The 26,311-nt window shown below is 37.6% G+C and carries 27 protein-coding genes; 15 read left to right on the forward strand and 12 right to left on the reverse strand.

All coding sequences use genetic code 11. The annotated features are described in order from the left end of the window. Nucleotides 1-280, forward strand: a 280-nt coding sequence (locus tag HMJ38_RS19270) for a Dps family protein (RefSeq protein ID WP_194976072.1), incomplete at its 5' end; no start/stop codon positions are given. A gap of 53 nt (nt 281-333) precedes the next feature. Here the strand turns inward: HMJ38_RS19270 and lipA are convergent. Together lipA and HMJ38_RS19280 are read right to left on the reverse strand one after the other, a co-directional pair. Continuing rightward, on the reverse strand, nt 334-1,212 hold the full coding sequence (gene lipA / locus HMJ38_RS19275; RefSeq protein ID WP_194976073.1) for a lipoyl synthase: 879 nt from the start codon (nt 1,210-1,212) through the stop codon (nt 334-336). 192 nt (nt 1,213-1,404) lie between these two features. Beyond that, nucleotides 1,405-2,133, reverse strand: coding sequence for a hypothetical protein (locus HMJ38_RS19280; RefSeq protein ID WP_194976152.1), 729 nt, complete (start codon nt 2,131-2,133; stop codon nt 1,405-1,407). A 234-nt stretch (nt 2,134-2,367) separates the two neighbouring features. Here HMJ38_RS19280 and HMJ38_RS19285 point away from each other — a divergent pair, with 234 nt between their 5' ends. The 4 genes from HMJ38_RS19285 (at nt 2,368) to sdaAA (ending at nt 6,230) form a co-directional block, all read left to right on the forward strand. After that, nucleotides 2,368-2,916, forward strand: coding sequence for an RNA polymerase sigma factor (locus HMJ38_RS19285; RefSeq protein ID WP_194976074.1), 549 nt, complete (start codon nt 2,368-2,370; stop codon nt 2,914-2,916). Further along, complete coding sequence (locus HMJ38_RS19290; RefSeq protein ID WP_194976075.1) at nt 2,897-4,273, forward strand: outer membrane beta-barrel protein; 1,377 nt, start codon at nt 2,897-2,899, stop codon at nt 4,271-4,273. The genes HMJ38_RS19285 and HMJ38_RS19290 overlap by 20 nt, the downstream gene beginning before the upstream one ends. Then, on the forward strand, nt 4,260-5,219 hold the full coding sequence (locus tag HMJ38_RS19295) for an FKBP-type peptidyl-prolyl cis-trans isomerase (protein ID WP_228780157.1): 960 nt from the start codon (nt 4,260-4,262) through the stop codon (nt 5,217-5,219). The genes HMJ38_RS19290 and HMJ38_RS19295 overlap by 14 nt, the downstream gene beginning before the upstream one ends. Before the next feature lie 102 nt (nt 5,220-5,321). Next, nucleotides 5,322-6,230 (forward strand): L-serine ammonia-lyase, iron-sulfur-dependent, subunit alpha, encoded by a 909-nt coding sequence (gene sdaAA, locus HMJ38_RS19300; protein ID WP_194976076.1) that lies wholly within the window; start codon nt 5,322-5,324, stop codon nt 6,228-6,230. Here sdaAA and HMJ38_RS19305 read toward each other — a convergent pair. The 4 genes from HMJ38_RS19305 to HMJ38_RS19320 all read right to left on the reverse strand — a co-directional run bounded on the left by HMJ38_RS19305 (nt 6,219) and on the right by HMJ38_RS19320 (nt 9,650). Next, nucleotides 6,219-6,677, reverse strand: a complete 459-nt coding sequence (locus HMJ38_RS19305) for a hypothetical protein (protein ID WP_194976077.1) — start codon at nt 6,675-6,677, stop codon at nt 6,219-6,221. The two genes, sdaAA and HMJ38_RS19305, sit on opposite strands and share 12 nt — an antisense overlap. After that, nucleotides 6,674-7,597 carry a calcium/sodium antiporter gene (locus HMJ38_RS19310; RefSeq protein WP_194976078.1) on the reverse strand — a complete coding sequence of 308 codons (924 nt, stop codon included), beginning with the start codon at nt 7,595-7,597 and terminating at the stop codon, nt 6,674-6,676. The genes HMJ38_RS19305 and HMJ38_RS19310 overlap by 4 nt, the downstream gene beginning before the upstream one ends. Before the next feature lie 7 nt (nt 7,598-7,604). Then, nucleotides 7,605-8,258, reverse strand: a complete 654-nt coding sequence (gene upp / locus HMJ38_RS19315) for a uracil phosphoribosyltransferase (protein WP_194976079.1) — start codon at nt 8,256-8,258, stop codon at nt 7,605-7,607. A gap of 129 nt (nt 8,259-8,387) precedes the next feature. Continuing rightward, nucleotides 8,388-9,650 carry an OmpA family protein gene (locus tag HMJ38_RS19320; protein WP_194976154.1) on the reverse strand — a complete coding sequence of 421 codons (1,263 nt, stop codon included), beginning with the start codon at nt 9,648-9,650 and terminating at the stop codon, nt 8,388-8,390. Between the two features lie 177 nt (nt 9,651-9,827). On the opposite strand from HMJ38_RS19320, the gene HMJ38_RS19325 reads away from it, so the two are divergent. The 9 genes from HMJ38_RS19325 to HMJ38_RS19365 all read left to right on the forward strand — a co-directional run bounded on the left by HMJ38_RS19325 (nt 9,828) and on the right by HMJ38_RS19365 (nt 18,005). Further along, complete coding sequence (locus HMJ38_RS19325) at nt 9,828-10,736, forward strand: aminopeptidase (RefSeq protein ID WP_194976080.1); 909 nt, start codon at nt 9,828-9,830, stop codon at nt 10,734-10,736. An 85-nt stretch (nt 10,737-10,821) separates the two neighbouring features. Next, nucleotides 10,822-11,349 carry a hypoxanthine phosphoribosyltransferase gene (hpt, locus tag HMJ38_RS19330; RefSeq protein ID WP_194976081.1) on the forward strand — a complete coding sequence of 176 codons (528 nt, stop codon included), beginning with the start codon at nt 10,822-10,824 and terminating at the stop codon, nt 11,347-11,349. A 30-nt stretch (nt 11,350-11,379) separates the two neighbouring features. Beyond that, a complete protein-coding gene (locus HMJ38_RS19335; RefSeq protein WP_194976082.1) occupies nt 11,380-11,952 on the forward strand; it encodes an adenylate kinase in 573 nt (190 codons plus the stop codon). 83 nt (nt 11,953-12,035) lie between these two features. Further along, on the forward strand, nt 12,036-13,031 hold the full coding sequence (gene obgE, locus HMJ38_RS19340) for a GTPase ObgE (protein WP_194976083.1): 996 nt from the start codon (nt 12,036-12,038) through the stop codon (nt 13,029-13,031). 74 nt (nt 13,032-13,105) lie between these two features. Next, on the forward strand, nt 13,106-13,681 hold the full coding sequence (locus tag HMJ38_RS19345; RefSeq protein ID WP_194976084.1) for a nucleotide exchange factor GrpE: 576 nt from the start codon (nt 13,106-13,108) through the stop codon (nt 13,679-13,681). 9 nt (nt 13,682-13,690) lie between these two features. Further along, nucleotides 13,691-14,797 carry a molecular chaperone DnaJ gene (dnaJ, locus tag HMJ38_RS19350; protein WP_194976085.1) on the forward strand — a complete coding sequence of 369 codons (1,107 nt, stop codon included), beginning with the start codon at nt 13,691-13,693 and terminating at the stop codon, nt 14,795-14,797. Between the two features lie 78 nt (nt 14,798-14,875). After that, entirely contained in the window at nt 14,876-15,763 is an 888-nt protein-coding gene (locus tag HMJ38_RS19355; RefSeq protein WP_194976086.1) for a hypothetical protein, read from the forward strand. A 42-nt stretch (nt 15,764-15,805) separates the two neighbouring features. Beyond that, nucleotides 15,806-16,705 (forward strand): ABC transporter ATP-binding protein, encoded by a 900-nt coding sequence (locus HMJ38_RS19360; RefSeq protein ID WP_194976087.1) that lies wholly within the window; start codon nt 15,806-15,808, stop codon nt 16,703-16,705. Next, on the forward strand, nt 16,698-18,005 hold the full coding sequence (locus tag HMJ38_RS19365; RefSeq protein WP_194976088.1) for an ABC transporter permease: 1,308 nt from the start codon (nt 16,698-16,700) through the stop codon (nt 18,003-18,005). The genes HMJ38_RS19360 and HMJ38_RS19365 overlap by 8 nt, the downstream gene beginning before the upstream one ends. Before the next feature lie 45 nt (nt 18,006-18,050). Here HMJ38_RS19365 and HMJ38_RS19370 read toward each other — a convergent pair whose 3' ends face one another. The 3 genes from HMJ38_RS19370 to HMJ38_RS19380 form a co-directional block, all read right to left on the reverse strand. Beyond that, the gene (locus tag HMJ38_RS19370; protein WP_194976089.1) at nt 18,051-18,491 is read right to left on the reverse strand and encodes a UPF0158 family protein; all 441 of its coding nucleotides are present in this window, start codon (nt 18,489-18,491) and stop codon (nt 18,051-18,053) included. A gap of 89 nt (nt 18,492-18,580) precedes the next feature. Further along, nucleotides 18,581-19,219, reverse strand: a complete 639-nt coding sequence (locus HMJ38_RS19375) for an alpha/beta hydrolase (RefSeq protein WP_194976090.1) — start codon at nt 19,217-19,219, stop codon at nt 18,581-18,583. Then, on the reverse strand, nt 19,219-19,701 hold the full coding sequence (locus tag HMJ38_RS19380; RefSeq protein ID WP_194976091.1) for a cytidine deaminase: 483 nt from the start codon (nt 19,699-19,701) through the stop codon (nt 19,219-19,221). The genes HMJ38_RS19375 and HMJ38_RS19380 overlap by 1 nt, the downstream gene beginning before the upstream one ends. Before the next feature lie 137 nt (nt 19,702-19,838). Here HMJ38_RS19380 and HMJ38_RS19385 point away from each other — a divergent pair, with 137 nt between their 5' ends. After that, a complete protein-coding gene (locus HMJ38_RS19385; RefSeq protein ID WP_194976092.1) occupies nt 19,839-21,170 on the forward strand; it encodes a saccharopine dehydrogenase C-terminal domain-containing protein in 1,332 nt (443 codons plus the stop codon). A gap of 194 nt (nt 21,171-21,364) precedes the next feature. Here HMJ38_RS19385 and HMJ38_RS19390 read toward each other — a convergent pair whose 3' ends face one another. The 3 genes from HMJ38_RS19390 to HMJ38_RS19400 are packed head-to-tail and all read right to left on the reverse strand — an operon-like array spanning nt 21,365 to nt 26,291. Then, nucleotides 21,365-22,429 (reverse strand): DUF4249 domain-containing protein, encoded by a 1,065-nt coding sequence (locus HMJ38_RS19390; protein ID WP_228780159.1) that lies wholly within the window; start codon nt 22,427-22,429, stop codon nt 21,365-21,367. Then, entirely contained in the window at nt 22,429-24,831 is a 2,403-nt protein-coding gene (locus tag HMJ38_RS19395) for a TonB-dependent receptor (RefSeq protein WP_194976093.1), read from the reverse strand. The genes HMJ38_RS19390 and HMJ38_RS19395 overlap by 1 nt, the downstream gene beginning before the upstream one ends. Before the next feature lie 8 nt (nt 24,832-24,839). Then, nucleotides 24,840-26,291, reverse strand: coding sequence for an IPT/TIG domain-containing protein (locus tag HMJ38_RS19400; protein WP_194976094.1), 1,452 nt, complete (start codon nt 26,289-26,291; stop codon nt 24,840-24,842). Nucleotides 26,292-26,311 lie beyond the last annotated feature (20 nt).

The following is a 26,311-nucleotide window of genomic DNA, read 5'->3' on the forward strand; positions in this document are numbered from 1 at the left end:
AGATGAAACAGCTGAGAGAATTCTTACACTTGGAGAAAGACCTTTTTCTTCTTTCGGTGAATACATTGAAAACGCTGAAATTAAAGAAGCCAAAGAGATTCATGATTCCAAAAAAATGGTAGAAATTGTCAAAGAAAATTTAAATATTTTATTGAAATTGGAGCGTTCTGTATTAGAATCAGCAGGAGAACAAAATGATGAAGGTACTGTATCATTAATGAGTGATTATATCACTGCAAAAGAAAAAACTGTTTGGATGCTTTCTGCTTATTTAAAATAAGTTAGAAAGTCAAATCAAGAAAAAGGATGGGTTTTTGCCCATCCTCTTATTTTTTAAACATTGACATGTCTTTCTGCATGGTAAGAAGATCTTACCAAAGGTCCGGACTCTACATATTTGATCCCTCTTTTTAATCCCTCTTCTCTATATTCTGCAAATACATCCGGATGTATAAATTCAGCAACCTCAATATGCATTTTGGTTGGTTGGAGGTATTGTCCCAAAGTCAGAATATCACAACCATGAATTACCAAGTCATCCATAGCCTTGAGTACCTCATCTCTCTTTTCTCCCAAGCCAAGCATGATTCCTGTTTTGGTTCTCTTCCCAAATTCTTTGGTAAGCTTAATCTGTTCAAGTGATCGGTTATATTTGGCTTGTGGGCGTACCCTACGGTATAGGCTCTCTACAGTTTCCATATTGTGGGACACTACTTCTTGGCCCCCACTGATCATCTTATAAAGGGCATCCCAGTTTGATTTGACATCGGGAATCAAGGTTTCGATGGTAGTTTGAGGGGAAAGCTTTTTTGTTTCCATCACTGTTTGATACCAAATCTCAGCACCTTTGTCTTTCAGTTCATCTCTGTTGACTGAAGTGATAACGGCATGTTTAACACCCATCAGTTGGATAGCTTCCGCTACTCGCCTTGGTTCATCTGTGTCATATTCAGGTGGTCTACCGGTAGCTACTGCACAAAAAGAACAAGATCTGGTACATACATTGCCCAAAATCATAAAAGTTGCCGTACCTGCACCCCAGCATTCGCCCATGTTCGGGCAATTACCACTTTCACAGATGGTATGGAGCTTATGTTCATCCACTAATTTCCTGACTTTTGCGTATTCTTTTCCTATAGGCAATTTAACCCTCAACCAATCAGGTTTTTTACGTTTTGTTGCCTCTTCGGATATTACTGGTAGTTCGATCATTTTCTATTCATTATTGAAATTCAAAATTAACCCTGCTTTGCCAAGTTTGATCATGACATTCTATTTTTTTGAACTGTCTTTGGTTTTAGTTAAATTAATTCAAGCCTTTCTCGTATAAAATCTGCCATTTATTGTTGAAGGAGTAAGACAATATTGTATCATCCCGAAATTCCTATAAAACCAGCGGAATAACTATCTCCTAAACCCGTAAAAGAAGGTGAAATAAACAGATTGGAATAATTGCTGACTTTCAATGGTTGGGATTAAAGGGATTTCTTTGGTGAAACCCTCTAATTGATAACCTAGTTCCAGACCGGTAACATTTGATTTGAATACACCGAACTCAAAATTAACTGCTGCTTTTGCATTAGCACCAAATGCGATGTCTGACTGACCTATACCTTCAAAAACTCTACCTGGCCCAATGATATTAAAACGGCTTTGGTGAACGGCTGGATTGAACTGCTCTCTGACTGTTTCTAACCTATTGACAGCGTATTCAATGACATAAGGAGCGATGATGCCAATACTTGGGCCAATGGCACCCAGAACTGACACCTGAACCCCCTGTTGAGGAGCTTTCTTAAAAACAATTAACTCTCTACCATAATAGGGCCTTATGGAATATAAATAGTTTGATTTTCCGAATATATAAGAATTCCCTAAAACAGTGTTGTAGCGGACTTCTTTCGGATCTTTGACATTGGCAAGGTCAAGGCCAAAAAACTGAAAATTTGTTTCGTCAATTCTAAAACCCATTTTCAAAGCAAAGCCTCCGATAAGTCCACCGTTTGTGTTTTTATTGACTCCAAAAAGGATTTCACTTTCATATTCATAATCTCCTGCATCCTCCCTTTGGGCATTAGCTGAATAATAAAGACCCAGAAACAGAACAGGTAGAATGTATTTTATTGATTTCATCATAATTACGTTGATGAATATAACGGTAATTTTGTGTCTATGTTATCAAACCAAAAATAAAAGTAAGAGTTTAAGCTAACTTTAAAAAACTGCTGCTATTAATTCCTTATGGAGGATGTTAATATAATTAAAAATGCATGTGGAAATTGATTTGAAATTTAATTGAAAAATCCTGTAGCGTTTTGTCAATGTATTGCGTCTAGTATCAAAGGGCCTGAAAACCAACCTATATCTTTGGAAAAACACCTGATCCAAAAAGCAAAAGATGGAGATTCAAAATCCATAGAAATGCTATATAAGCACTTCTATGGGTATGCTATGAGCATTGCATTGAGGTATTCCAATTCCAGAGAAGAGGCTTGTGAGATTGTCAACGATAGCTTTATGAAGGCTTTTGATAAGTTAGCTCAATATAGTCCTGACAAATCCTTCAAAGGTTGGTTCAGAAGAATACTGATCAATACATCAATTGATTATTACAGGAAAAATGTAAAATATTTTGCTGTGATGGATATTGAAAAAGCTGATGCTGGGGTATCTGATTTTGACATCATTGATCGACTGTCTACCCAGGACATTCTTGAGATATTGAGAGGATTGCCAGAGCTATTGAGAATTGTATTCAATATGTACGAAATAGAAGGGTATTCCCACAATGAAATCGGTGCTGAACTTGGAATCCCCTCCAGCACATCCAGGACTTACCTGGCCAGAGCCAAAAAACAGTTGCGTGAAAAAGTGAAAGAATTAAATGAAATAAAAAATGAAGGAGCAATTCGATAAAAGACTTGTTGATAAGATTAAAGTCTCCTTTCAACAACTAGAGGAGCCATTGGATCCTAAGGAATTCGAGAAATTCGAAAAACTTTATTTTGGTCGCAAGAATAAAGCATTTAAAAGAATAGGAGCCTTTTGGTGGATGGGCATTGCTGCCAGTTTAGTTTTGGGAATATTACTTCTGAATCAATTGCAAATCACGAAAGTTGATCCAAATGATGATCCGACCGAGTTGCTGACGTCCAACGCCCCAATTGACGCCGACGACCAATTCTTGAAAGAAGATCAATATGAGGAAATTGAAAATGAACTTGAAAAAAGCTCAGCTCTAGAGTCGAATCAAAAGGTAAAAAGAGAACAGAAAATCACCAATAATGAAACACCTCAAGTAGGTTATGATAAAATGGATACGAAAGTTATCCAAAATAAGGACATGAAATCCTTGCATTCAATACCGATTATTGCTGGTAATAATGAATCATACAATGAATTTAATATGGATTCAAAGGTTATAGAATCTCTTATTGATTCACAAAAAAAAATAACATTTGACCAAAACTCTGACACTGAGCAAAAGTCTCTTGATTACATTAAAAATTGGTTGGGTGATAAATCCGAAATTGAAACAAAGCAGGCATTGGCAAAGAATGACCACAAGAATAATCCTGTCAAACTCGGCGTGTTAGTAGCCCCGCAAACAATTTCCAACGCTACACAAACCCTAAGTTTAGGAGCAGGAATGATGTCAGAATTTTCTTTTTCCAAAAGATTGAAACTTGATGTCGGATTGGCTTATGCGAGGCAGCAGATTACACCGACTTCTTCTAGTAGAAATGCCATGAGTTCCTCAGATGCCGTTTTTTCCTCATCCCTCGATCAAGCGTCATCTGCTGAGTCTGCAAGAGCAGCATTCGCAGGGAATTTTATTAATGCGTCGACAGAATTAAGTTTTGGGCAATTGGAGATTCCGATCAATCTCAAATACAAAGTTTTGGAGAATACAAATGCTGATGTTTATTTTATTTCCGGATTTTCCAATATGATGTATATAAACCAGCAGAACACCACTACATTCAGCACAGCAAATCTGAACCAGGGGAATTTTGTGGGAATACAACCCGCCTTACAGACCTATACCCAGACGGAAAGTCCAAGTACAGATTCCGGAAATATTGATTCGGGTCAAATGCTCAATTTTGGATTCGGATATGAGCAAAATTTGAAAAACGGCACTTTCCTTTCTATTGAACCGTTTTATAAATTTTCTTTAGGTAACCAAACCTTTAGCAACCAACAATTCTCAATAGGAGGGATTAATTTGAGGATGAATTTTCAAATAAAAAATAATAATGACAAAAATTAGAGTTCTTCCGGTATTCATCGGAATAGTCATGCATGGCCTGACAGCCTGTTTTCCTGAGGTTGAGTCTGATGTTCAAAAGTCTATGGATAAGGACGACAGGCTAATTAAAGAATATCTTTCCAGAAATGCTATAGATGCCATTGAAAGCCCAGTAGGTTATTTCTATAAAAAAGAAGTGGTCAATGCAACGGGCAATCAAATAATCAATAACGAAGTCGTTGGCGTTTATTATGAAATTAGAACCACAGACGATCAATTGATCGAAAGTTATTTGGATGAAAGCAAAAGGCCTAGACTATATGTCCACAATGACAGTGGACTAGTTCCCCGAGCTATGAATTTTGCCTCAGGACTGTCCAAAACTGGAGAAGCCTTAATGCTCTATGTCCCTTCCTATTTAGGATACCAAAATTACAGCTACCAACAACTGATTCAGCCAAATTCCAATTTGGTGATCAAAATGAAATTTGTAGACACTTATTCTGAAACTGAGCTGAAGGCTATTGAGGAGGGTTTTATTCAGGATTATATAGAAGAAAATGAATTGGAGGGATTTGAAAAAACTGAGGATGGTATCTATTTAAGGACCTTGGCGGAAGGTGAAGAAGATTCAAAAGTTTCTTCCAACAATGATATTGTCCGATTCTCTTTCCAATTGTTTCAGCTAGATAACACTGACCCCATAGCTGAAAGTGCGACTAATGTCCCTATACAGACAACAATAGGTAATGAAGGGAATTTGAAATTTCTGAATTTGGGTTTGAAAGGAGTGAAGAATGATATGGAATTAGAAATGCTCATACCATCTGATATGGGTTTCACGAATGCCACTCAGGTTTTTCCTTTTGAAATCAGAAAAGATCTTTTTGAAAAGGGTTTTATCAATCAAATAGCAAGGCCAAAAGAACCTATTCGCTTTAAGGTAAAAATAGTCGAAGTCAGGTGAGTTGATCAAATGCCATGGAAGACCTTCATTTCTTGAAATTGAGGGTCTTTTTTTTGTGATATAGAATGTCCAAATTTGTTCCTTGTATAAACCCAAATAACAATGAGTTTTCTTTTTGAAAGTTTTAAAGGTTGGAAGGCATATTGCGAGTCCAATCACCTTAACCTTTATGAATCTGTATTACAATATGAGGTTTCCCAAAAAGGGGTTACAGAAGAAGAGATCTGGTTAGGTCTTGCAAAGGCTTTTGAGGTGATGAAAGAAGCAGTTGATTCGGGACTGTCGGAAGACATGACTTCAAAGTCAGGGATGATCAACAATGGTGCGAAAAAGGTTTACAACTTCCCGGTTGCCGTTCTTTCCAAAGAATTTCAAAAACTCATATCGCGTGCTTTGGCCGCGAAGGAAGTAAATTCCTGTATGGGAAGAGTGGTTGCGGCCCCCACTGCAGGAGCTTCAGGGATTTTGCCAGGAGCATTATACACTTTGCAGGAAATCCATTCTTTGAATGACAGAGAAATACTTGAAGGTCTTTTAATCGGCGCTGGTATTGCCTTGATTATTGAGCAAAAGGCAAGTCTTGCAGGTGCAGTCGGGGGATGTCAGGCAGAGACAGGTTCGGCCGCTGCAATGGCTTCTGGAGCGATTGTCCACTGTCTTGGAGGTTCTGTTGATCAGGTATTCAATGCAGTGGCCATCACTATTCAATGTATGTTAGGTTTGGTCTGTGACCCAGTTGCAGGTCTGGTTGAGATTCCATGCGTGGTAAGAAATGCAAGTGCTGTGGCGATAGCCAATAGCTCTGCCCAAATTGCGCTTGCCGGAGTCAATGCGGTAATACCTGTAGATGAGTGCATCGAAGCAATGGGTGAAATTGGATCCAGTATGGAAAGCAGGTATAAAGAAACCGCTATGGGAGGACTCGCCGCAACCCTGACTGGTCAGGAAATATCTAAAAGGGTATTGATTCAAGATATTGAGATTCTATCAGATGAGGACCTACCTGAGTAAATAGTCAAAAAACGGGATATTCAATAACCAATGGATTGAAAAACCTAAAATAAAAGCCCAAAACAAGGCACTGAGCAACATGTAAAAAAATATTTTTTTCTTATCCACATTAAAAGCATTCAAAACTATTGTTCCTCCTATCGGTGTCAGGATTACAGGAGTAAGTACAGCGATACCTATTGGACCGAATTTTTTCCAAACCCTGACAATGCGTCTTGTTTTCGGCGTGAATTTTTTTCGGTTTTGTGTCAGTCTTAAGTTCCAATGGGATTTGAACCAGTCTCCCAAATAGGTCATGCCAATTACCGAAGTCATCATGCCACCCACCGTTACTGTGACAATTTCTAAAAGGTTATATCCAGCTGCAGCACCCAGTACAGGTCCTCCAATGAATTTGAATAGACATACAAAAAAGATAGAAATAAATTTAATGAGATAAGCGATCATATAATTACATACAAATAGAGCACATATAAAGCAAATAGTATGAATCCTTCGATTTTTGAAACTATCAATTTTGACTTGAGTATGGGGAATAAAATCAAAGTAAAACCAATCATCCAAATAAAATCCTTTTTTAAAAATATATCTGAAACGTGAATTGGGCTGATCAAAGCTGTTATGCCGATGATTGCCAATACATTCATAATATTGCTTCCGAGTATATTCCCAATTGCGATATCTGTTTTTTTATTGAGCGCTGCTATTACGGAAGTGACCAATTCCGGTAAACTTGTTCCAATTGCTATTATTGTCACCCCGATGACCCGCTCACTTATACCTAAACTCGTGGAGATATTTACAGCACTGTCCACCAACATGTCAGAGCCAAAAAACAATCCTAAAATACCTACGACCAATAATAAAAGAGTCTTCCAAAGGGGATTTAAAGTAATTGAGATATCTTCTGATGTAAGTTGGTCTTTACCCGACAGTTTTCTGAAAAAATATAAATTGATAAGGATTAATAATATAAACAATATCAATCCTTCCCAACGGGAAATGGTGCCATTCAGGGCCATTACATAAAACAGAACAGAACTGAGGAGGGCTGCCAAATAATCCAGTTTGATTACTGTCTTTAAAATGGTAATTGGAAAGATCATTGCACTTATTCCCAAGACAAGGGAAATATTTGAAATATTGGATCCGATAACATTGCCCAGGGCAATGTCACTATTGCCTTTGATTGCTGCATTGATACTTACGAGTAATTCAGGTGCAGACGTGCCAAAGGCCACTATGGTAAGGCCTATCAGACCCTGACTTAGGCCGAATTTTAAAGCTAAACCAGAAGCTCCATCAACTAAGAATTTCCCTCCTGCCAATAATATAATTAGCCCAAATACTAAAAACAGGTAATCCATGATTTTATCAAATTTTTTGCCCGAAACATAAATCTCCAGCATCCCCTAATCCAGGTATTATAAATGATTTATCATTTAATTTTTCATCAATTGAACATATCCACAATGAGTAGGGTATCGTCAATTGATTTCTAAGGTATTCAATTCCTTCAGGTGCTGCAATGACACATGCTAGATGGACTTTGGAAGGACGTCCATGTGTGAGAAGTAGGTTCTCAATAGTTTTAATAAAAGATTTGCCTGTGGCCAGCATGGGGTCAATAATGATAACTTCTTTTCCTTCTATGCTAGGTGCAGCTTGATATAAATAATTAATCTCTATTTCTGAAGATCCTGCTTTCTCATCTTTTCTGTAAGCGCCGATGAAGCCACTGTCTGCCGCGTCAAAATAGTTGAGAAAACCTTGAAAAAAAGGAATAGATGCTCTCATTACTGAAATCAAAACAGGCTGTTTTTTAACTAATGATAAACTGCTGTTGCCCAACGGAGTTTCAATTGTTCTCTCAGCATAGTTGAGAGACTTGGAGATTTCATAAGCCATAATTTGACCGAGTCTTTCAAGGTTTTTTCTAAAACGAAGCCGGTCAACTTGGATATTTTTATCTCTCAACTCGTACAGAAAATGATTGGCTATCGTATTGTTTTTATCAAGTATAAACATGGCTACCTGTCTGTAATTATCATGAAAATCAAATATCGAAAATTTAGCTTAATCTTATATTGTTCAGATTCAAATGCACAAAAAAAGCCCGATCTTAAGAATCGGGCTTTTTCATAAGTCTATTTAAATTTATTGTACTTCGAAACTTGTTCTTCTGGCCAATTGTCTAGCATCGGCTGATTGTTTATCTACACTTGTATCTTCGCCATATCCTTTGTAGGTAACTCTGGATGCATCAATACCTGCTGAAATCAAAAGATCATATACTGCTTTAGCTCTTCTTTCTGACAATTTCATGTTATAATCCTCAGGACCTAACTCATCAGCAAAACCTTTAACTTCCAACTTCACTCCAGGATTTCTCTTCAAGAAATTAGCAACATAATTTGTTGCAGAAGCTGAATAACCTAATGGCTTAGCACTGTCAAAAGCGAAATAAACATTTACATAACCTTCATTGATAGCCTTTTTGAAGTAATCAACTTCTTTAGCTTCTTCTTCAATTGGACATCCATTGTTTGATGCAGGTCCAGGAGCAAAAGGACATTTGTCCAAATGGTCAGGAATACCATCTCCATCAGAATCTAAGGTTCTACCCATGTTATCTACTCTTGCACCAGAAGGAGTATTAGGCTCCTTGTCAAGATAATCAGGAATACCATCACCATCAGAATCTTTCAACATATCCTTGATTTCACCGATTTGCTGAGCCAATTCTGCTTTGGTGGCGTATTTATCTGCTTCCACATACCAATCAGCATGAGTAGATGCTTTACCAAGATAGAAATTTAATCCAATAGTTCCTGTCCACCAATTGGCTTTAGGTCCCTGGAAACTTGGATCATTTGGACCAACGTTAGTATTACCGTCGAAAGAAACAGTTTGTCTTCCGTTAACGATCGTACTGATGTCGCCTGTTAAAGCAACTCTTTCACCTAATTTAATCTGTCCTGTTAGACCACCCATAATGTTATAAACATTATCATCTAATGGATTGGCATCAGGTCTAACTTGACCAATACCTGCTCCAAGGTGTCCTAAGAGATTGAAGGTTCTTGTGAAAGATTCCCACTTCATTATTCTTCCCAAATTGGCTACACCTTGTAGGTTCAACCTGTAGTAATTGGTTGAAAATGCAGGAGTATCACCTTTCTCATTGAAAGATCCAAGTCCATAATCAAGTTTTGCTCCAAACTTGTCATTGAACATGTATCTTACACCGAAGTCTACATGACCCAAACCAATGGGTGAGAAATAGTTTGGTGTTAACGGAGCCTGTGCATGATTAAATCCTCCGTTTAATTCTAGTGACCACTTGTTGTAGTCGCTTTGGGCGTTAACCGATAAGGCAACACACCCAGCCATGATTGTCGATAGTAGTATTTTTTTCATCATAAAAAATTTTTTACGTTCAGATTTTGAGTGTTTAATTGATTTGATTTCAAATTTATAAACTTTAAACTATTCACAAATGTATATTAATATTTTAAAACTTTAAACTTTATCAAAAATCTTTTCAAATTTTCATATTTGTAAAACTAAGTTAAACCATACATAATTTCATCTAATATGGACCTTCTCAAGAAGTTACTGAAAATACAAAGTGTCGCAGGTAATGAACGTCCAATGACAGAATTTTTGATCGAATATATTAATGAACGGAAAAGTATGTGGAAGGTTCAGCCTGAAATTTTTCATGGAGAAAAGTTTCATGATTGTTTATTGCTGAAATTCGGGACCCCAAGGACAGCAGTATTTTCTCACATAGATACTATAGGTTTTACTGTAAGGTATGAAAATCAGCTTGTGTCTATTGGAGGGCCTGAGGTAGAAAGCGATTTTCAATTGATTGGTGAGGATGGTTTAGGTCCGATATCATGTAGATTAGTTGAAATTGATGGGGATTTGTTTCATGATTTCCCGAGGTTAATTGAAAGAGGCACATTACTATCATTTGCCCAAAATATTAAGATTAATGATAATTTTATTCAGGCAGCATACCTCGATAATCGATTGGGGATTTATAATTGTCTTAATATGTGTGAATCGCTTGAAAATGGTTGGGTTGTTTTCACTACATATGAAGAGCATGGAGGGGGCAGCGTTCCATTTTTATTAAAGTTTATCCAAGAGACCGCTCCGATTAAACAGGCTTTGGTTTCTGACATTACATGGATTACAGAAGGAATTGATCATCATCGTGGGGTAGTGATCTCTATGCGTGATAAATTCATTCCTAGGAAGATGTATTTGGACAGAATTATCAAATTAGCAGAAGTGAGCGGTATCCCTTTCCAATTAGAGGTTGAAGGTTCGGGTGGAAGTGATGGGAGGGAAATACAACATTCACCGTATGCGATTGATTGGTGTTTTATAGGAGCTGCCGAAGACAACGTGCATACACCATCAGAGAAGGTGTCACGGATTGATTTGGACTCTATGTTAGCTATGTATCAATATTTGATGAAACATCTATAAGGATTAGCAACTTAATCCAAGGAGGCCAAGCTTTTTTTTTTATATTTGTAATGCCCTTGCATAAAGGGCATTTTTATTTCTTAATATGGTATTGATAAAAGATAAAGAATTTGTACCTTATATTAGTGCAAGTACGCTGAAAAAGCGAATTGAAGAATTGGGTGCTGACATATCAAAAGATTTTTCAGATGGTCCGGCGGTTCTGATAGGAGTTTTGAATGGTGCTTTTATGTTTTTGTCAGATTTGACCAAGACTATCAAAGTTCCCATTGAAGTTACTTTTATTCGAGTAGCCTCATACATAGGTTCAGAGTCAAGTGGTGAAATAAAACATTTGATGGGACTGGATTTAGACTTAGAAGGGAAATCTGTAATTCTTGTCGAAGATATTATTGATACTGGATTAAGCATGAAATTTCTTTTGGAACTAATTAGGGACAAAAAACCAAAAAAAATTGCTGTGGCTTCTTTACTTTTGAAGCCTGATGCTTTGGTTCATGACATCAAAGTAGATTACCTGGGATTTGAAATATCAAATAGGTTTGTGGTGGGCTATGGAATGGATTACGATGGATTGGGAAGAAATCTGCCTGCTTTATACCAATTAAAATAGTTGTCATTATATAAACAAAAGAAACCGATCATGCTTAACATTGTGTTATTTGGCCCTCCAGGGGCAGGTAAAGGAACCCAAAGTGAAAAAATAATTGCTAAATACCACCTGACACACCTGTCCACTGGGGATCTGTTTAGGAAGCATTTAGGAGAAGGTACTGACCTTGGCCGATTGGCAAAAAAATATATGGATGAAGGCAGGCTGGTGCCTGACGAGGTTGTGATAGGAATGGTAGAAGATAAAATCACACATACCAAAGATACGAACGGTTTTATTTTTGATGGATTCCCCAGAACTGTGGCCCAAGCAGAAGCTTTGGACAGATTAATGGGAAAAAATAATATTAAGATTTCGGGTATGATAGCTTTGGATGTGAAGGAAGAAATCTTAAAAGAACGAATAAGAGAGAGAGGAAAGACCTCGGGACGTTCAGATGATCAGGATGATTCAAAAATCGAAACTAGAATAAGAGTCTATTTGGATGAAACTTTGCCTGTTGCAACTTATTATGAAAAGCAGGGTAAATTCACCAAAATAAATGGTGTTGGTACAATTGAAGGTATTTTTGAGGATATCCAAAAAGTAATTGATAAGTTCTGATATAGAATATTTTGTACCTTTGTATCTGAATTTGTTCGGCTAAGCTTGGAGCTTAGCCGTTTTTGTTAGAAAAAAATAAGAAAGTGGCTGATTCCAACTTTATAGATTATGTAAAATTTTGCTCCCGATCAGGAGCAGGTGGTGCAGGTTCCGTTCATTTCAGAAGGGAAAAGCACGTGCCAAAAGGTGGTCCTGATGGCGGTGACGGTGGCCGAGGAGCGCATATCATTCTAAAGGGAAGTGCTCAGCTTTGGACCCTTCTCCATCTTAAATATAAAAAGCATGTTATTGGAGAGGATGGTAAAGGTGGAGAGGGAGGTAGAAGAAAAGGGCGAGACGGAGTAGATGTGATATTGGAAGTGCCCTTGGGGACTGTTGCCAAGGATGCCGAAACAATGGAAACCAGATTCGAAGTCACTGAAGATGGACAAGAGGTGATTCTTACAGCAGGAGGCAGAGGTGGATTGGGCAATGATCACTTCAAAACAGCAACCAATCAAGCTCCGCACTTTGCACAGCCGGGCGAACCCGGGATTGAGGAGTGGATTATTCTTGAATTGAAACTACTAGCGGATGTTGGGCTGGTAGGTTTTCCCAATGCTGGTAAATCAACACTCTTGTCAAGTATATCTGCCGCAAGACCTGAGATTGGTGATTATCCTTTTACTACATTGGTGCCGAATCTTGGAGTAATAGGCTACAGGGATGATAAATCCTTTGTTATGGCGGATATTCCCGGGATTATAGAAGGTGCATCAGAAGGAAGGGGATTAGGGTTGAGATTTTTGAGACATATAGAAAGGAATTCTATCTTGTTATTTATGATTCCAGCAGATGCTGATAGTATATCTGTTCAGTACAAGATCCTTCTTGGAGAATTGGAAAAATTCAATCCTGAACTTTTGGACAAGAAAAGACTGTTAGCCGTGACAAAATCCGATATGTTGGACGATGAATTGATAGACCAAATGAAAGCGGATTTACCCAAAGACATACCCTCAGTTTTCATTTCATCGGTATCTCAATATAACCTGGATAAATTAAAAGACATGTTATGGCAGGCTATTCATAGTCGATAAATGTCAGTTTGTCAGAAAATGTGCAATGGCAAACAAATTGATGAATTGTTAAGAATTAAAAAATTTTAAAACAGATGGCTGAGAAAGAGTTATTCAACGACCAACATTTCACTTCCGAAGAGCAAGAAGAAAATCAAGAGGAGCTGTCCAGGGAAGAGCAAGTCACTTCTGATGCAAAAGCTGAAACTAGTGAATTATCTCTGGAAGAAAAATTACAAAAAGAAGTAGCTGAACTAAAAGATAAATATGTCCGGCTTTATTCGGAATTTGAAAATTATAGAAGGAGGACTTCTAAGGAGCGCTTGGATTTGGTAAAGACGGCTTCTCAGGATTTGATGGCTGAAATTATTCCAATCATTGATGATTTTGAAAGAGCTTTTAAGGCTAGTGAGAACGAAGATAATCCTGTGAAAGTTAGAGATGGAAATCAATTGGTATTTCAGAAACTTGTTAAAATACTTGAAAATAAGGGTTTGAAACCTATGGATGATCTCATTGGTAAAACATTTGATCCAGATACCCAAGAAGCAATTACTCAAATCCCTTCTCCAACAGAGGGTATGAAAGGTAAAGTCATTGATGTAGTGGAAAGAGGATATACCCTCGGTGATAAAGTCATCAGGTATGCCAAAGTCGTGACTGGAGCATAAAAATAGAATATGGCAAAGAGAGACTATTACGAAATATTAGGGGTAAGTAAAGGTGCTGCTCCTGAAGAAATAAAAAAAGCATACAGGAAATTAGCAATACAATATCACCCTGATAAAAATCCTGATAATCCTGAAGCGGAAGAAAAATTTAAGGAAGCAGCGGAAGCATATGAAGTCTTGAGTAATCCAGATAAGCGTCAGCGTTATGACCAATTTGGACATCAGGGTCTAGGTGGAAGTGGTGGCTATAGTGGCGGTGGAATGAATATGGAAGATATTTTTTCACAGTTTGGAGATATTTTCGGTGGTGGAGGATTTGAATCTTTTTTTGGTGGAGGCAGAGGTGGCCGAAGGACAAAAAAAGGAACTAACCTTCGGGTAAAGCTTAAACTCAACCTTAAGGAAATTGCCAACGGAGTCGAAAAGAAAATCAAAGTAAAACGCCATATCATCGCTGATGGTGTTACTTTCAAAACCTGCCCTTCCTGTCAGGGATCAGGACAGATCAAAAAAGTGGTCAATACCATGTTGGGTCAAATGGTTTCAGCCAGCACTTGTTCAATTTGTGGCGGCAACGGTCAGATGGTGGATAAGAGGCCAAGTGAGGCCGATATCAGAGGATTGATTCTGAAAGAGGAAGTAATATCCATTAACATCCCGGCAGGTGTTGCTGATGGTATGCAATTGAGTATGTCTGGTAAGGGGAATGAAACTGCAGGTGGAATTCCAGGAGATTTACTGATAGTGATTGAGGAGATAGAGGACGAAACTCTTCAGAGGGATGGCAACAATGTAGTGTTTGACTTATATGTAAGTTTCATAGATGCGGCATTGGGCTCCCAGATTGAAGTGCCCACCATAGATGGTAAAGTAAAGATTAAGCTTGATCCAGGCACACAAAGTGGAAAAATCCTCAGATTGAAAGGAAAAGGAATTAGAGATATCAATGGTTATAGCATAGGGGACCAGCTAATCCATGTGAATGTTTGGACACCCAAACAACTTAGTAAAGATGAAAAACAAATTTTAGAGAATCTGAAAGATTCAGATAATTTCAAGCCAGATCCAGGGAATTCTGAAAAGAGCTTTTTCGATAAAATGAAAGAATTTTTCTAAAAATTTGGAGCCAGACAAAAATCTGGCTTTTTTTATGTCTTCAAGAACCTTTTAAATGGATCGCCGTAACCTTACCGTATGCTGAACAGATTTAGCTTAATTATAGGACTCTTTTTGGGGGTTATTTTCCAGCTTACGGCCCAAATCACCAAAGAATTTAAAATTGAAGAAAGGCGTGGGTACAATCTTGTTTATCTGGATTTCAATGTATACAAAGGTGTATCTGAGATCAAAAGAAAACAAGGAGATGAGTCTGTGTATATCAAATCAAATTTATCTAAAGTAAATATTTTGCCCTCATTTTTTCATGAAATCAGGGATGAAATTCTCTATGCCAATTTGGTTCATAGAAATGTTGAATCAGAAAATCTGGGAAAAAGTCTATCTTACAAGCTCTTTTCAAGCTCTAATGACGATTTTGAACACAAGTGGTCTGTTGGGTTGAATTCCAATTTTCTTTACGATCTTCATTTTTATTTTGGAATTGGTCTTGCCAATCTTGACTTTTCTCATTTGCCAATCTCCAACTGCATTATAGAGTCTACTAGTGCTGATATCATACTCGATTATAGCAAAAAGACTGCAAACTCAGTAAAGATGGATACCATCATGGTTACCATCAATATGGGTAATCTTGAAGCTTTCAATCTTAATTATACCAATGCCAAGGAGATGATTTTTGAGGCTAACTATGGCACACTTAATCTTTCTTTCTCAGATAATATGCCTGAATCCTGCAATATTCAAGCAATGGTGGGAGCAGGAAAAGTGAATCTTGAACTGCCTGACGATAGCCAACCTTTTATTGTCAAAATTAAATCCACTCCTATGTGCAGAACTTATATTCCCAAACATCTAAAAGATATAGGTAACAAAACATATGTCAGCAGAACCTATAAAGAAAATAGCAAGAATCTAATGACCTTCAATATTGATGTTTCTGTGGGATCTGTTACCTTAAAGTAAAATACGCTCCTAAGTTTTATTATTTTACCAAAAAAAAATTCTTTGGCTATCCTCGAAATCGAACATTTGAATAAAGCCTATGGGCCAAACAAGGCCTTAAGTGATGTTTCTTTAAGTATTCCGGAAGGAGGAATTTTTGGGTTGTTGGGGCCAAATGGGGCTGGAAAAACAACCCTGATCAGAATTATCAATCAAATTATAGAAGCTGACCAGGGACAGGTTCTGTTCAAAGGAGAAAAATTGCATCCAAAACATATTTCTAGAATAGGTTACTTACCTGAAGAAAGAGGTCTATACAAAAAAATGAAGGTTTGGGATCAATTGATCTATTTTGCCCGACTAAAAGGTATGCCTGCTGCCACTGCTAAAGAAAAGGTGACTTATTGGCTGAAAAAAATGGATATCAATTCCTGGAAGGACAAGAGGATTGATGACCTTTCAAAAGGAATGGCTCAAAAAGTGCAGTTTATTTCAACGATTATCCATGAGCCTGAGCTGCTTATTTTGGATGAACCATTTTCTGGCTTTGATCCTATCAATGCTGAAATCATTAAAGATGAAATACTGGAGTTGCGGGATAAGGGGATTACGCTGGTTTTGTCGACCCATAGGATGGAATCTGTAGAACTATTGTGTGATCAAATTGCGATGATCCACAAGTCCTATAAAATTCTAGAAGGTAGTCTAGAAGATATCAAACAACAATTCAGACCTAATAAATATAAAGTTAGTCTTATAAGTAGTGATGATAGTCTGCCATTGGAGTTTGGAGCACATTTAAAAAATGGAGTTGCCACATTTACATTGCCTCTTGGGCAAAACTCCCCAAACCAATTGCTTCTCAAAATGATGTCTTACGGGGAAGTGGTCAGTTTTCAGGAAATACTTCCCAGTATGGAAGAAATTTTCATCCAACAGGTAAAAGAATATTCAAATGAGTAAAGTTTGGCTGGTCATCAAAAGGGAATACCTTTCAAGGGTCCAAAAGAAATCATTTCTTTTGGCTACGATTCTGACCCCACTGGTTTTTCCGGCCATTATGGGCTTGTTTCTTTGGATAGCTGTTGGTGAATCCTCCAGTTCCGCTTTAAGGATTATAGAAGTCGTAGATGATAATAACTTGTTTTTTCTTGAGAGTTCGGAGCAATATGCTTTTTCATTTTCCAATACGTCATTGGAGGATGCAAAGTCAATGGTCCAAAATGGAGAAAGATTCGGCTTTTTGTATATACCGAATTTAGACCTTACTAGGCCTGTTGGGATTACCTATTATGCCGAAAAAAACCCAAGTATGGGATTGATCTCATTTCTTGAATCCAATCTGAAAAGAAGAATTGAAGAGCAAAGACTTTTTGAATCAGGGATTGATCCCGAAGTCATCAATGCCTACAGAACCAAGGTGGCTATTCAATCCATTACTTTGGATAATAAAGGAGATGAAAAGATCACTGATGCAACAGTCAATTATGCCATTGGATTCATGGCAGGAATTATGATCTATATATTTATTTTTATTTACGGAAATCAGATCATGCAGGGCGTCATCGAGGAAAAATCCAGCCGGATCATTGAAATCCTTATATCTTCGATCAGGCCATTTCAGTTGATGATGGGTAAAATAATCGGAATCGGCGCTGTAGGTCTCACCCAATTTCTGATATGGGTGGTTTTGATAGGAGGAATCTCTTCTGTAATCATCGGCTATTTTGGTATGCAGATGCCTCAACAGCAGATCATGGATCTTGCAAACCCTGAAATGAGTCAAATGATCAATGGAGATAATGATATTTACAAAATAATTCAAACGATTCAGGGAATAGATTTTTTCCAATTGACCTTGACCTTTGTATTTTATTTTCTGGGAGGGTACTTGCTTTACGGAGCATTTTTTGCCGCTGTTGGTGCTGCCATTGATACACCATCAGAAGCGCAACAATTTATGCTGCCCATTACCATACCACTTTTGATTGGGTATATGGGTCTTTTTGTTTTTGTATTAAATGACCCAAATAGTAATGTATCCTTCTGGCTGTCTATAGTTCCATTTACCTCGCCAATAGCCATGATGGGAAGGGTAAGTTATGGCGTGCCTTTTTGGGACTTAGCGCTCTCTATGGGATTGCTGATAACAGGGTTTTTGTTCAGTACTTGGGTAGCCGGAAAAATTTACCGAATTGGCATACTGATTCATGGTACCAAAGTCGATTACAAAACCATTTGGAGATGGATTAAGACAAACTAGAAAAGGAGAGAAATAAGGGAAGCCACCAGAAAAAAGTGGCTTCATTTATTCTTCGGAATAGTTGAAGCTGTCAACCTGCTCTTTGACCCAATCCTTGTATTTTTGGATGCGGTATTCTTGCCACCTTTCAGAATATTTCCCAGAGCTATCGATTAAGAATTTAAAACCTGTAGCTGCTTTAGGTTTACTTAAAGCATTGAAGAGTTCGTCCTGAAAATTTCTTTCTTTCACTATTCTCTCTGCGAAATTCTCCATCACTTGATGTTCCTGATTAGGTTCCATCTTTGTGAATTCTGCAAAATTGTCAGGGTTGTCGTCTATTTCATCCAGAATATCTTCCTCTTCAGGAGTAAGATCATAATTGAAATAGTCCTCATCATCAGGCAAATGGTGAATTTTTTTATTGTCCAATTGGAAAAAACAAATCATCCCTTTTAGCAGCTTGGCCGCTATTTTCTCAACTTCTTTTTCAGATAGGGTAAGCATTATGTATTTCAGATAAAATTTTAAGAAAATTAAATAACTCGCAGTTCAAATCAAACATTTTTCTTCAGGTATAATTGGTGATGTCTGTTTTATTCAAAAATCTTTTGGAGTAAAGGAATATTTAAGTCATGTCCACCATCAAATTGAAGCTTTTTGACTTCAAAAGGTAACTTGGAAATAAATTCATCTTGTTGTTCTTTGGAATCGGGTGTTATGAGACTGTCATTATTCCCTAAGGCAATAATGATTTCTGTATTCTTTAGTTTTTCTCCGGTTTCTTGGAAATTAAGGTCATGGGCAAATCCCCCACTCCAAAGTATTAGCGTCTCCACTGATAAAGCCAATTGACTGACCCATCTTGTAGCCGTGGCAGCCCCTTGGGAAAAACCTAGGACCTTGATGATTGGTTTATTTTTGTATTTTAAAAGGATATTTTCAAGAAGCCCATTGAGATATTCATTGTTGTTTTTTATGGCAGTTTCCCGCTCATGTCGTGTCATCCAATTGGCCCCGACTCTACCAGCAAAACCCTCCAAATAAGCATAGTTGGTGGCCTCAGGCACTAAAATCAATCTGTCTTCCTTGAATATTGGTTCGAATTTTTTGAGAAAATATTCTGACAATTGGCCGTACCCGTGAAGAGCAATAAGAATTTCCTTTTCATTTCTATTGACTACATGGGATGTTCTGTAATGAGACGTATGCTGATATTTGAAATTATATTTCATTAACTATTTAAATCTGTAAACCTAAAAGGTAATAACTGGTCTATACCAGATGCTTTTAATATTTCCCCGTCAGGATTGAGCATTAACAATTCTATAGGATGCCCGAATTTGACTTCATATTCATTGATAGTCTGACGGCATAGTCCACATGGTGTTACGGTCGCATTCTTTTTTTCACCTTTTCTTTTGGCAACTATTGCTAATTTTATAGGTCTTAGCTTAGGGTGATTTCCCATAGCATAACTCAAGACAGCCCTCTCTGCACAGACACCTACCGGAAAAGAAACATTCTCTTGGTTGTTGGCCACAAAAATAGAACCATCTTCCAGAAGTAAGGCAGCTCCGACTAGAAATCCTGAATATGGGGCATGAGCCATTTCTAAAATTCTGCTGGCCTTAGAGATCAATATATTTTCCTCCTCAGACCAATCTTTTTTTTGGATTACCTCCAAACTTACTTTTAACTCTATTCTTCTGTTCATTTTTTGATTTAAAAATCGAAATGAAATAACAAAAAAAAATCCGTAATTGTTATTTTACATTTAATTATGATGTTAGATTTTTAGCCTTCCTTGTTTTTTTACAACTTCGAACTGTAATTTTAACTTCAATATTCAGCATGCAGACAATATTAATCCTAGGTGCAGGTAAATCATCCGTTTATTTAATTGACTATCTTTTAGAAACAGCTGTAGCAAAAAATAGAAATATTATAGTAGCTGATGTTTCTGAAGAAATTGCTTCTCAAAAGCTTAAGAATCATCAATCAGGGAAAGCAATTAAGATAAATCTGGATGAAGCTGAGAATAGGAAAGCCATAATCGGGGAATCTGATTTGGTGATTTCAATGCTTCCGGCCTTTTTACATCCTATCATCGCTAAGGATTGTCTGGAATTGGGGAAACATTTTTTTTCCGCTTCCTATGAGTCTGAGGAAATGAGGCAAATGAAAAATGGAATTGAAGCCAAAAACCTGCTTTTTTTGAATGAATGTGGATTAGATCCAGGATTAGACCACATGTCTGCAATGAAAATAATAAATGATGAAAAAAAAGCAGGAAATAGGATTTTTTCTTTCAAGTCCTATACAGGAGGGTTGCTAGCACCAGAAAGTGAGAATAATCCTTGGAAATATAAATTCACTTGGAACCCTAGAAATGTTGTTCTTGCTGGTCAGGGAACATCTCGGTTTATCCAAAATGGAGAGCTCAAATATATTCCCTATCACATGCTTTATAAGAGACTGGAAAACATCAGCTTTGACGAAGTGGGAGATTTTGAAGGATATCCAAACAGAGATTCTTTGAGCTATAGAAAGATTTATGGGCTTGATGATATCTCTACTTTGTTAAGAGGGACTTTAAGAAGAACTGGTTTTTGTGAAAGTTGGGATGTTTTTGTACAATTAGGGATTACAGACGATTCCTTTAAGATGGAATTGCCTTCTTGGTTTTCACACAGGATGTTTTTCAATTCTTTTTTGCCTTATCATGAGACAAAAAATTTGGAGGAAAAGCTTCAGGATCTTCTGCCATGGATAAATGATGAAATTCTCGGAAAAATAGAATGGTTGGGGATGTTTTCAAATGAGCCATTACCAAAGACTGATGGAAGCCCGGCGGCAATTTTGGAAGAGATTTTGAAAGAAAAATGGAAACTGGATTTTCAAGACAGGGATATGATAGTGATGCAGCATTTACTGGGGATTGAAACTCCCAAGGGCATGAAGGAAGTAGTGTCAAGTTTGGTATGCAAAGGGGAAAATCAGGAATATACAGCAATGGCGAAGACAGTGGGTCTACCTTTAGCAATTGCTGTAGACCTCTTTTTGGATGGTAAAATCATTGTAAGGGGCTTACATGTCCCAGTTCTCCCCGAGATTTATGAGCCCATTTTGGAGGCTTTAGAAAAAACAGGAATTGAATTTGAAGAAAAAATCAGAGCAGTTTAGTGAATGATTGTTTGAGGCCACTTGAAATGCAATATCATTATTGATTTAATCGTGATACTAATTTAGATCTTACATTGATCCTGTATTAATTGTATAGGGTAAGAAAAAGTCTGTTTCTAACTTTTTCTTACCCTATCTTTTCTGGACACCTTTATGAATACCTATTGTAATTGATACGATTGGAATAAATATTATTATGGGTTCCAATCTGATGGGGGACTCAGTTGAGCCCCGCTTACAGTAAGACAATCATCTGGAATTATCCTAGGAGTTTGAAGAAATTCAAGTTTATTTTTTTCAATATAGACTTGTTTTTTATCTACCGACCCTGCCATAAAATACCCCAATACCACCTCATCCGGATCATCAAGGCTAATTATATTTCCCCTGATATTTGCTGGAGGATTGTCAAATACACTTCCGGTAAGGTTTGTCTGTTGCTCTATCAACCTTAGAAACCTATGCGCATCACTTGAAACAGATATTTGTTGTATTTCTGCTCTATATGTTTGTTTGAATCTCAATCCATCATCTTCAATAAATAGTACGGGGAGTCTTTGAGATAGTCCATTAAAATTATCATCGGAAGCAAGTGTAAATCTTTGGATTCTTGATTCATCCTGTACGTAACAAGTCGCACAGCAGTCCTTAGGATCCGGACCCCTTGGATTGGTAGGATGATTAGGGGATAAAGTATGCAATTCGGGGTTTGCTACCAATACAAATGTGGAGGGGCCATTTCTCCAATAGTAGAAATTAGTCTGATCGCTTGGATCACGGAAGTGGGCAAATACCTGAACGCCGATGAGATCAGTTAACCTATCATTGGTATTAAATTTCACTGACTGGTATGAAAGTGAATCAATTTGAGGTACAGATTCTACTCTTTCGGGTAGAGAAGTATAGGACTTGCCATTCTGTAAATCAATCTGTAGGGAATATGAAACCCCAACTCTTGCCATAAATCCTTCCGGAGTGGCATATATGCCATCATTGGCAAGTTCATTGAGGAAGGTGACATTTCCCTCGCTATCTCTTATTCCAACTGTTGCTCTTATTACAGGCCTAATCAGGCCCTCAAAAACACTCCCATAGGTATCGCTTCTAGTCAATCTGATCAGATGTGGTCCAGGATCAGTTGTAATAAATCCATCTACTGTCAGCAATTGAGCCCCTTGAGGGATATCAATCTTATAAGGATCAATACATGAAATAGGGATTATCAGTAATATATAAATCAATCTTTTTAGCATGTTCATCAGAATTTCATTGAATAACTCAAGGTTGGAAGCGGCACACCAAGTATGGCAAGTCTATAGGCCTGTGGAGGGGAACCTGGCTGGTCGGCGAAAAATATTGAGAATGGATTTTTTCTACCGTAAACATTCATGACAGCAAAAGTCCAGTCCCCATCATAAAACTTCCCTTTACCTTTCAATTGGAAATTCAAAGAAAGATCCAATCTATGAAAATCGGGGATTCTTTGAAGATTCCGGTTTCTGAAAAATGCCAGGGAATTGCCCGCAAAATCAAATTTTGCTTCAGGGAAAGTTACCGGTCTTCCTGTACTGTAGGAGAAGGTTGCAGATAGGGAAACATTGGATGCCATTTTATAATTTCCAATCAATGTAAGGTCATGTGGTTTATCAAAATTGGCAGGGAACCATTCCCCATCATTGATGATCTCTTCTTCGAAGGGGGTGATGACCCTTCTGAAAGCTCTAGAGTAAGTATAGCTGGCCCATCCGGTAATTCTCCCAAGATTTTTCTTTGCATAAACTTCAACTCCATATGCCCTTCCTTCCCCGGGAATAATTTCTGTTTCCAGATTATTCTGAAGCAAAAGCTTTGCACCATCTTTGTATTCCACCACATTTTGAATGTCTTTGTAGTATACTTCGACTGAAGTCTCAAAAATATTTCCTTTAAAGTTTTTGTAAATACCTAAAGAATACTGATCTACAATCTGTGGTTTCAAAAATTGATCACTCAATTTCCAAACATCAGTAGGAGCTATGGTGGCAGTGTTGGAAATCAAATGGATAAATTGGTACATTTTGTTATAACCACCTTTGATGGAGGTTTTGGAATCGATAGAATAGCGCATGGAAACTCTCGGACCCCATCCATCATAAGTCTGGATAAGTTCTCCATCTCCATAAGTCCTTTCACCTACAACATTTCCAGAATTCAGTGGAAGATTGGGAGCATATTCCCGGACTGTCCTTGGTCCATAATATTGATACAGGTCATATCTCATACCATAAGAAAAACCAAATTTTTCCCCCAATTCAAGTTCATGTTGGAGGTATAGACCTGACTCTCTTGCGTATTCGCTCTGGACTAATTGAGGAAGAATGGTAGACTCTCCATTTACTACTCCCGGGATCAGTTCTCCTGGATTGATGGTTAGGTTTTTTGTATCTCCTCCAAATGAAATCCTATTTCTTTCACTCAGCGCATAAGTGAAGTTCAACCTTAATCCATTATCTATAATCCCGGATTTTAGATCAAAATTATTGATCCCAGATTGATTGAAGATGGTAAAATCATAAAGCGTATAAAATCCTATGGCATTGACAGAGAACTTTTCAGAAAATTTACCCTGATAAGCCAGTGTATGGCTCATATTTGTCCATGAAATGGTGGTATCAGAGGCTAGTGCAAAATCATCATAGCTACGGTAAAAGCTATAGGTGACATTGTGATTGTCATTGATTTCACCATACAGAATCCCATTCACATCATTGAAATTAGCCTGGCTTGTTCTCAGATCGGGATTGTTTAGTGCTCCCAGTAGCCAATTAATATAAGATCCCCTAACTCCAATTTTAGCAGAAACTTTATCTTGAATTATAGGCCCGTTAATTCCGATTTTACCAGAAACAGTACCGACCATCAAATCACCTCCCCAATTGGTCAAACTCCCTGATTTTGGAGTAATGTCTAATATGGAAGATCCTCTACCTCCATATTTGGTTGGGATAATTGCTTTGTATAGTGTGAAATCATTGACAACGTCAGGATTAAATGCCGTGAACAGGCCGAAAAGATGGGAGGGATTATAAATTGGAGCTCCTGCAAACATAATCAGATTTTGATCAGCCCCACCTCCACGTACATTCAGCCCCGAAGAGGCCTCCCCAACCTGACTTACACCTGGTAATGTCGCAATACTCCTAATAATATCCACTTCTCCCAGAAAAGGGGGTAATTCTTTCAATGTATTCATACTGATGCTTATGGCACCCATATCGGTACTTCTAATGTTTTTTTCAGGATCACTGCCATAGATGACCACATCATCTAATGTAAAGTCTTCCTGAATCATCGTAAGGCTTATCCTGCCATCTCCTACAGCCACAAATGGATATATCACGGTTTCGTAGCCTACATACCTAATCTCCAAAGTATACTCAGCACGATCCAATGTCAGGTTGAATGTGCCATTGGTACTTGTAATCTCTGTTTTTGTAATCTCTTGGACAGTAACTGTAGCTCCAACTAAGGGTTCACCAGTGATCTCATCTATGATCCTGCCACTTATTTGTAGATCTTTTAATTGTCCAATATCTCTTCCCACGATATTTTTTTGCTGCGCAATCGCAGAGATACCTATTAGCAAAAGGAAAAATAGTAATGGTAAAATTTTTCTCATCATATCAATTTTTAAAGACCATTTGGATCAAATTTCCAGAATTCTAATATACCAGTAGCACCAAGTCTTCTTACCAGATAGATGAACCCAGCATTTGAATATACTCCTACATTTCTTGCAGCAGGTGTGCCTATGAAATCATTTTTTTTCACCCAATTTCCAGAAATCATATTGAGTTCCCATACCTGTAGAGACCTGTTGTTCATTCCTACATAAACACGGTCACCTATACTAACTCCAAATCCTGAACCACTTACAATGTCTCCGGGATATGTACTGAATAAACTCCATGCTTCCGTTTCAGGATCAAACAAAAAGATTTGTTTATCGCCGGAGTTGGTCACATAAAGCTTGTTTTTGTGGGTGAAATGTAGGTCGGATTTATTTGCAGAAAATGGAATAGGATTGATGCTAGCCCATTCTCCAGAAGATTTAGAATATTTAAAGGTATTTCTTCCAAGGAGGCCACCAATTACATACAAGTTTTCATCAGTTTCAAAAGAGAGTGATTCTATTGACTCAAATGGTAAATCCGGTAATTTTTCAAAATTTCCATTCTGTATTTTCCAAAAATCTCTGCTCGTAACATAGGGAGCTATAACTTCTTTAGCTCCACCACCAAAAAAATTGTTGGTAGAAAAAGCCAACCAAAGAGGATCTCCTTGATAAGAAGCCTCTGTCCATTGCTCATTACCTAAATTATATTTCCAGATTTTTGAATTTAAAGATTGATTGCCATCGCTTCCTAATCCCAAATATAAATCTTCATTGTCCTGGAAGAAAATATTTTCATTCAGCCGGATGGATGAAGGAGGATTGGCAAGTTTAGAAAATGCCCCCGTGGTGTATTCGAATTGTTGGGAAAGTATAATTTCTTTGCCTTGAACAATAACAGTCACATTCTCCCTAGGCGCTGTGCCTGCAGTTGGAATTTTGGCTGTTATTCTTGATTCAAATTCTATTCTCTGAATTTCGGCAGGCCTGTCACCTATTAATATACGGGTATCCGAAGTGAAATTTTTTCCTGTTAAAGTAATGATAGTTCCAACAGGACCATTATTTGGTGCAAAGCTTTGAACTTCAGGTGATAGTGTGGTGAGCTGTAAGACATTGCCGAACTGAATCTCTCCACCTACATTGATAAAGGATTTGGCATAGTAAGTGCTTTCAATATTCAAGACCTCAGTTTCACCAATAAACCTACCCGGGGTAGTTTTTTCTCCCAGAGAAATGATCAACGGCTGATTGAATGCCTCATTTTCAGCAACATAAAAACCATGGTCATTTGCATTGACATTTTGAGTTGTGATGACCCTTCCCAATAATCTGACCCGCTCTCCACTAAGGTAGATTACTTCTTCTGTAATCAGGGAGGGAGTAACTATAATTTCTTCCTCACAAGATGCAAAAACAGCAAGTAGAATGACCAGCAATTTTATAACACCGATTTTACTCTTATTCATTTATTTATTCTTAAAATTGG

This window comes from Aquiflexum lacus, from assembly GCF_015476655.1.
In the GTDB taxonomy this organism is placed as follows: Bacteria; Bacteroidota; Bacteroidia; order Cytophagales; family Cyclobacteriaceae; genus Aquiflexum; species Aquiflexum lacus.

What these genes read in the sequence shown, in the direction of transcription:
- hpt (WP_194976081.1), top strand. Translation starts at nt 10,822, where the DNA reads ATGGTATTGATAAAAGATAAAGAATTTGTACCTTATATTAGTGCAAGT.
- HMJ38_RS19395 (WP_194976093.1), bottom strand. Translation starts at nt 24,831, where the DNA reads ATGATGAGAAAAATTTTACCATTACTATTTTTCCTTTTGCTAATAGGT.
- HMJ38_RS19335 (WP_194976082.1), top strand. Translation starts at nt 11,380, where the DNA reads ATGCTTAACATTGTGTTATTTGGCCCTCCAGGGGCAGGTAAAGGAACC.
- HMJ38_RS19385 (WP_194976092.1), top strand. Translation starts at nt 19,839, where the DNA reads ATGCAGACAATATTAATCCTAGGTGCAGGTAAATCATCCGTTTATTTA.
- upp (WP_194976079.1), bottom strand. Translation starts at nt 8,258, where the DNA reads ATGTTTATACTTGATAAAAACAATACGATAGCCAATCATTTTCTGTAC.
- HMJ38_RS19305 (WP_194976077.1), bottom strand. Translation starts at nt 6,677, where the DNA reads ATGATCGCTTATCTCATTAAATTTATTTCTATCTTTTTTGTATGTCTA.
- HMJ38_RS19400 (WP_194976094.1), bottom strand. Translation starts at nt 26,291, where the DNA reads ATGAATAAGAGTAAAATCGGTGTTATAAAATTGCTGGTCATTCTACTT.
- HMJ38_RS19345 (WP_194976084.1), top strand. Translation starts at nt 13,106, where the DNA reads ATGGCTGAGAAAGAGTTATTCAACGACCAACATTTCACTTCCGAAGAG.
- HMJ38_RS19390 (WP_228780159.1), bottom strand. Translation starts at nt 22,429, where the DNA reads ATGAACATGCTAAAAAGATTGATTTATATATTACTGATAATCCCTATT.
- HMJ38_RS19370 (WP_194976089.1), bottom strand. Translation starts at nt 18,491, where the DNA reads ATGCTTACCCTATCTGAAAAAGAAGTTGAGAAAATAGCGGCCAAGCTG.
- HMJ38_RS19355 (WP_194976086.1), top strand. Translation starts at nt 14,876, where the DNA reads ATGCTGAACAGATTTAGCTTAATTATAGGACTCTTTTTGGGGGTTATT.
- HMJ38_RS19280 (WP_194976152.1), bottom strand. Translation starts at nt 2,133, where the DNA reads ATGAAATCAATAAAATACATTCTACCTGTTCTGTTTCTGGGTCTTTAT.
- HMJ38_RS19375 (WP_194976090.1), bottom strand. Translation starts at nt 19,219, where the DNA reads ATGAAATATAATTTCAAATATCAGCATACGTCTCATTACAGAACATCC.
- dnaJ (WP_194976085.1), top strand. Translation starts at nt 13,691, where the DNA reads ATGGCAAAGAGAGACTATTACGAAATATTAGGGGTAAGTAAAGGTGCT.
- HMJ38_RS19380 (WP_194976091.1), bottom strand. Translation starts at nt 19,701, where the DNA reads ATGAACAGAAGAATAGAGTTAAAAGTAAGTTTGGAGGTAATCCAAAAA.
- HMJ38_RS19325 (WP_194976080.1), top strand. Translation starts at nt 9,828, where the DNA reads ATGGACCTTCTCAAGAAGTTACTGAAAATACAAAGTGTCGCAGGTAAT.
- HMJ38_RS19320 (WP_194976154.1), bottom strand. Translation starts at nt 9,650, where the DNA reads ATGAAAAAAATACTACTATCGACAATCATGGCTGGGTGTGTTGCCTTA.
- HMJ38_RS19310 (WP_194976078.1), bottom strand. Translation starts at nt 7,597, where the DNA reads ATGGATTACCTGTTTTTAGTATTTGGGCTAATTATATTATTGGCAGGA.
- HMJ38_RS19295 (WP_228780157.1), top strand. Translation starts at nt 4,260, where the DNA reads ATGACAAAAATTAGAGTTCTTCCGGTATTCATCGGAATAGTCATGCAT.
- lipA (WP_194976073.1), bottom strand. Translation starts at nt 1,212, where the DNA reads ATGATCGAACTACCAGTAATATCCGAAGAGGCAACAAAACGTAAAAAA.
- HMJ38_RS19365 (WP_194976088.1), top strand. Translation starts at nt 16,698, where the DNA reads ATGAGTAAAGTTTGGCTGGTCATCAAAAGGGAATACCTTTCAAGGGTC.
- sdaAA (WP_194976076.1), top strand. Translation starts at nt 5,322, where the DNA reads ATGAGTTTTCTTTTTGAAAGTTTTAAAGGTTGGAAGGCATATTGCGAG.
- HMJ38_RS19290 (WP_194976075.1), top strand. Translation starts at nt 2,897, where the DNA reads ATGAAGGAGCAATTCGATAAAAGACTTGTTGATAAGATTAAAGTCTCC.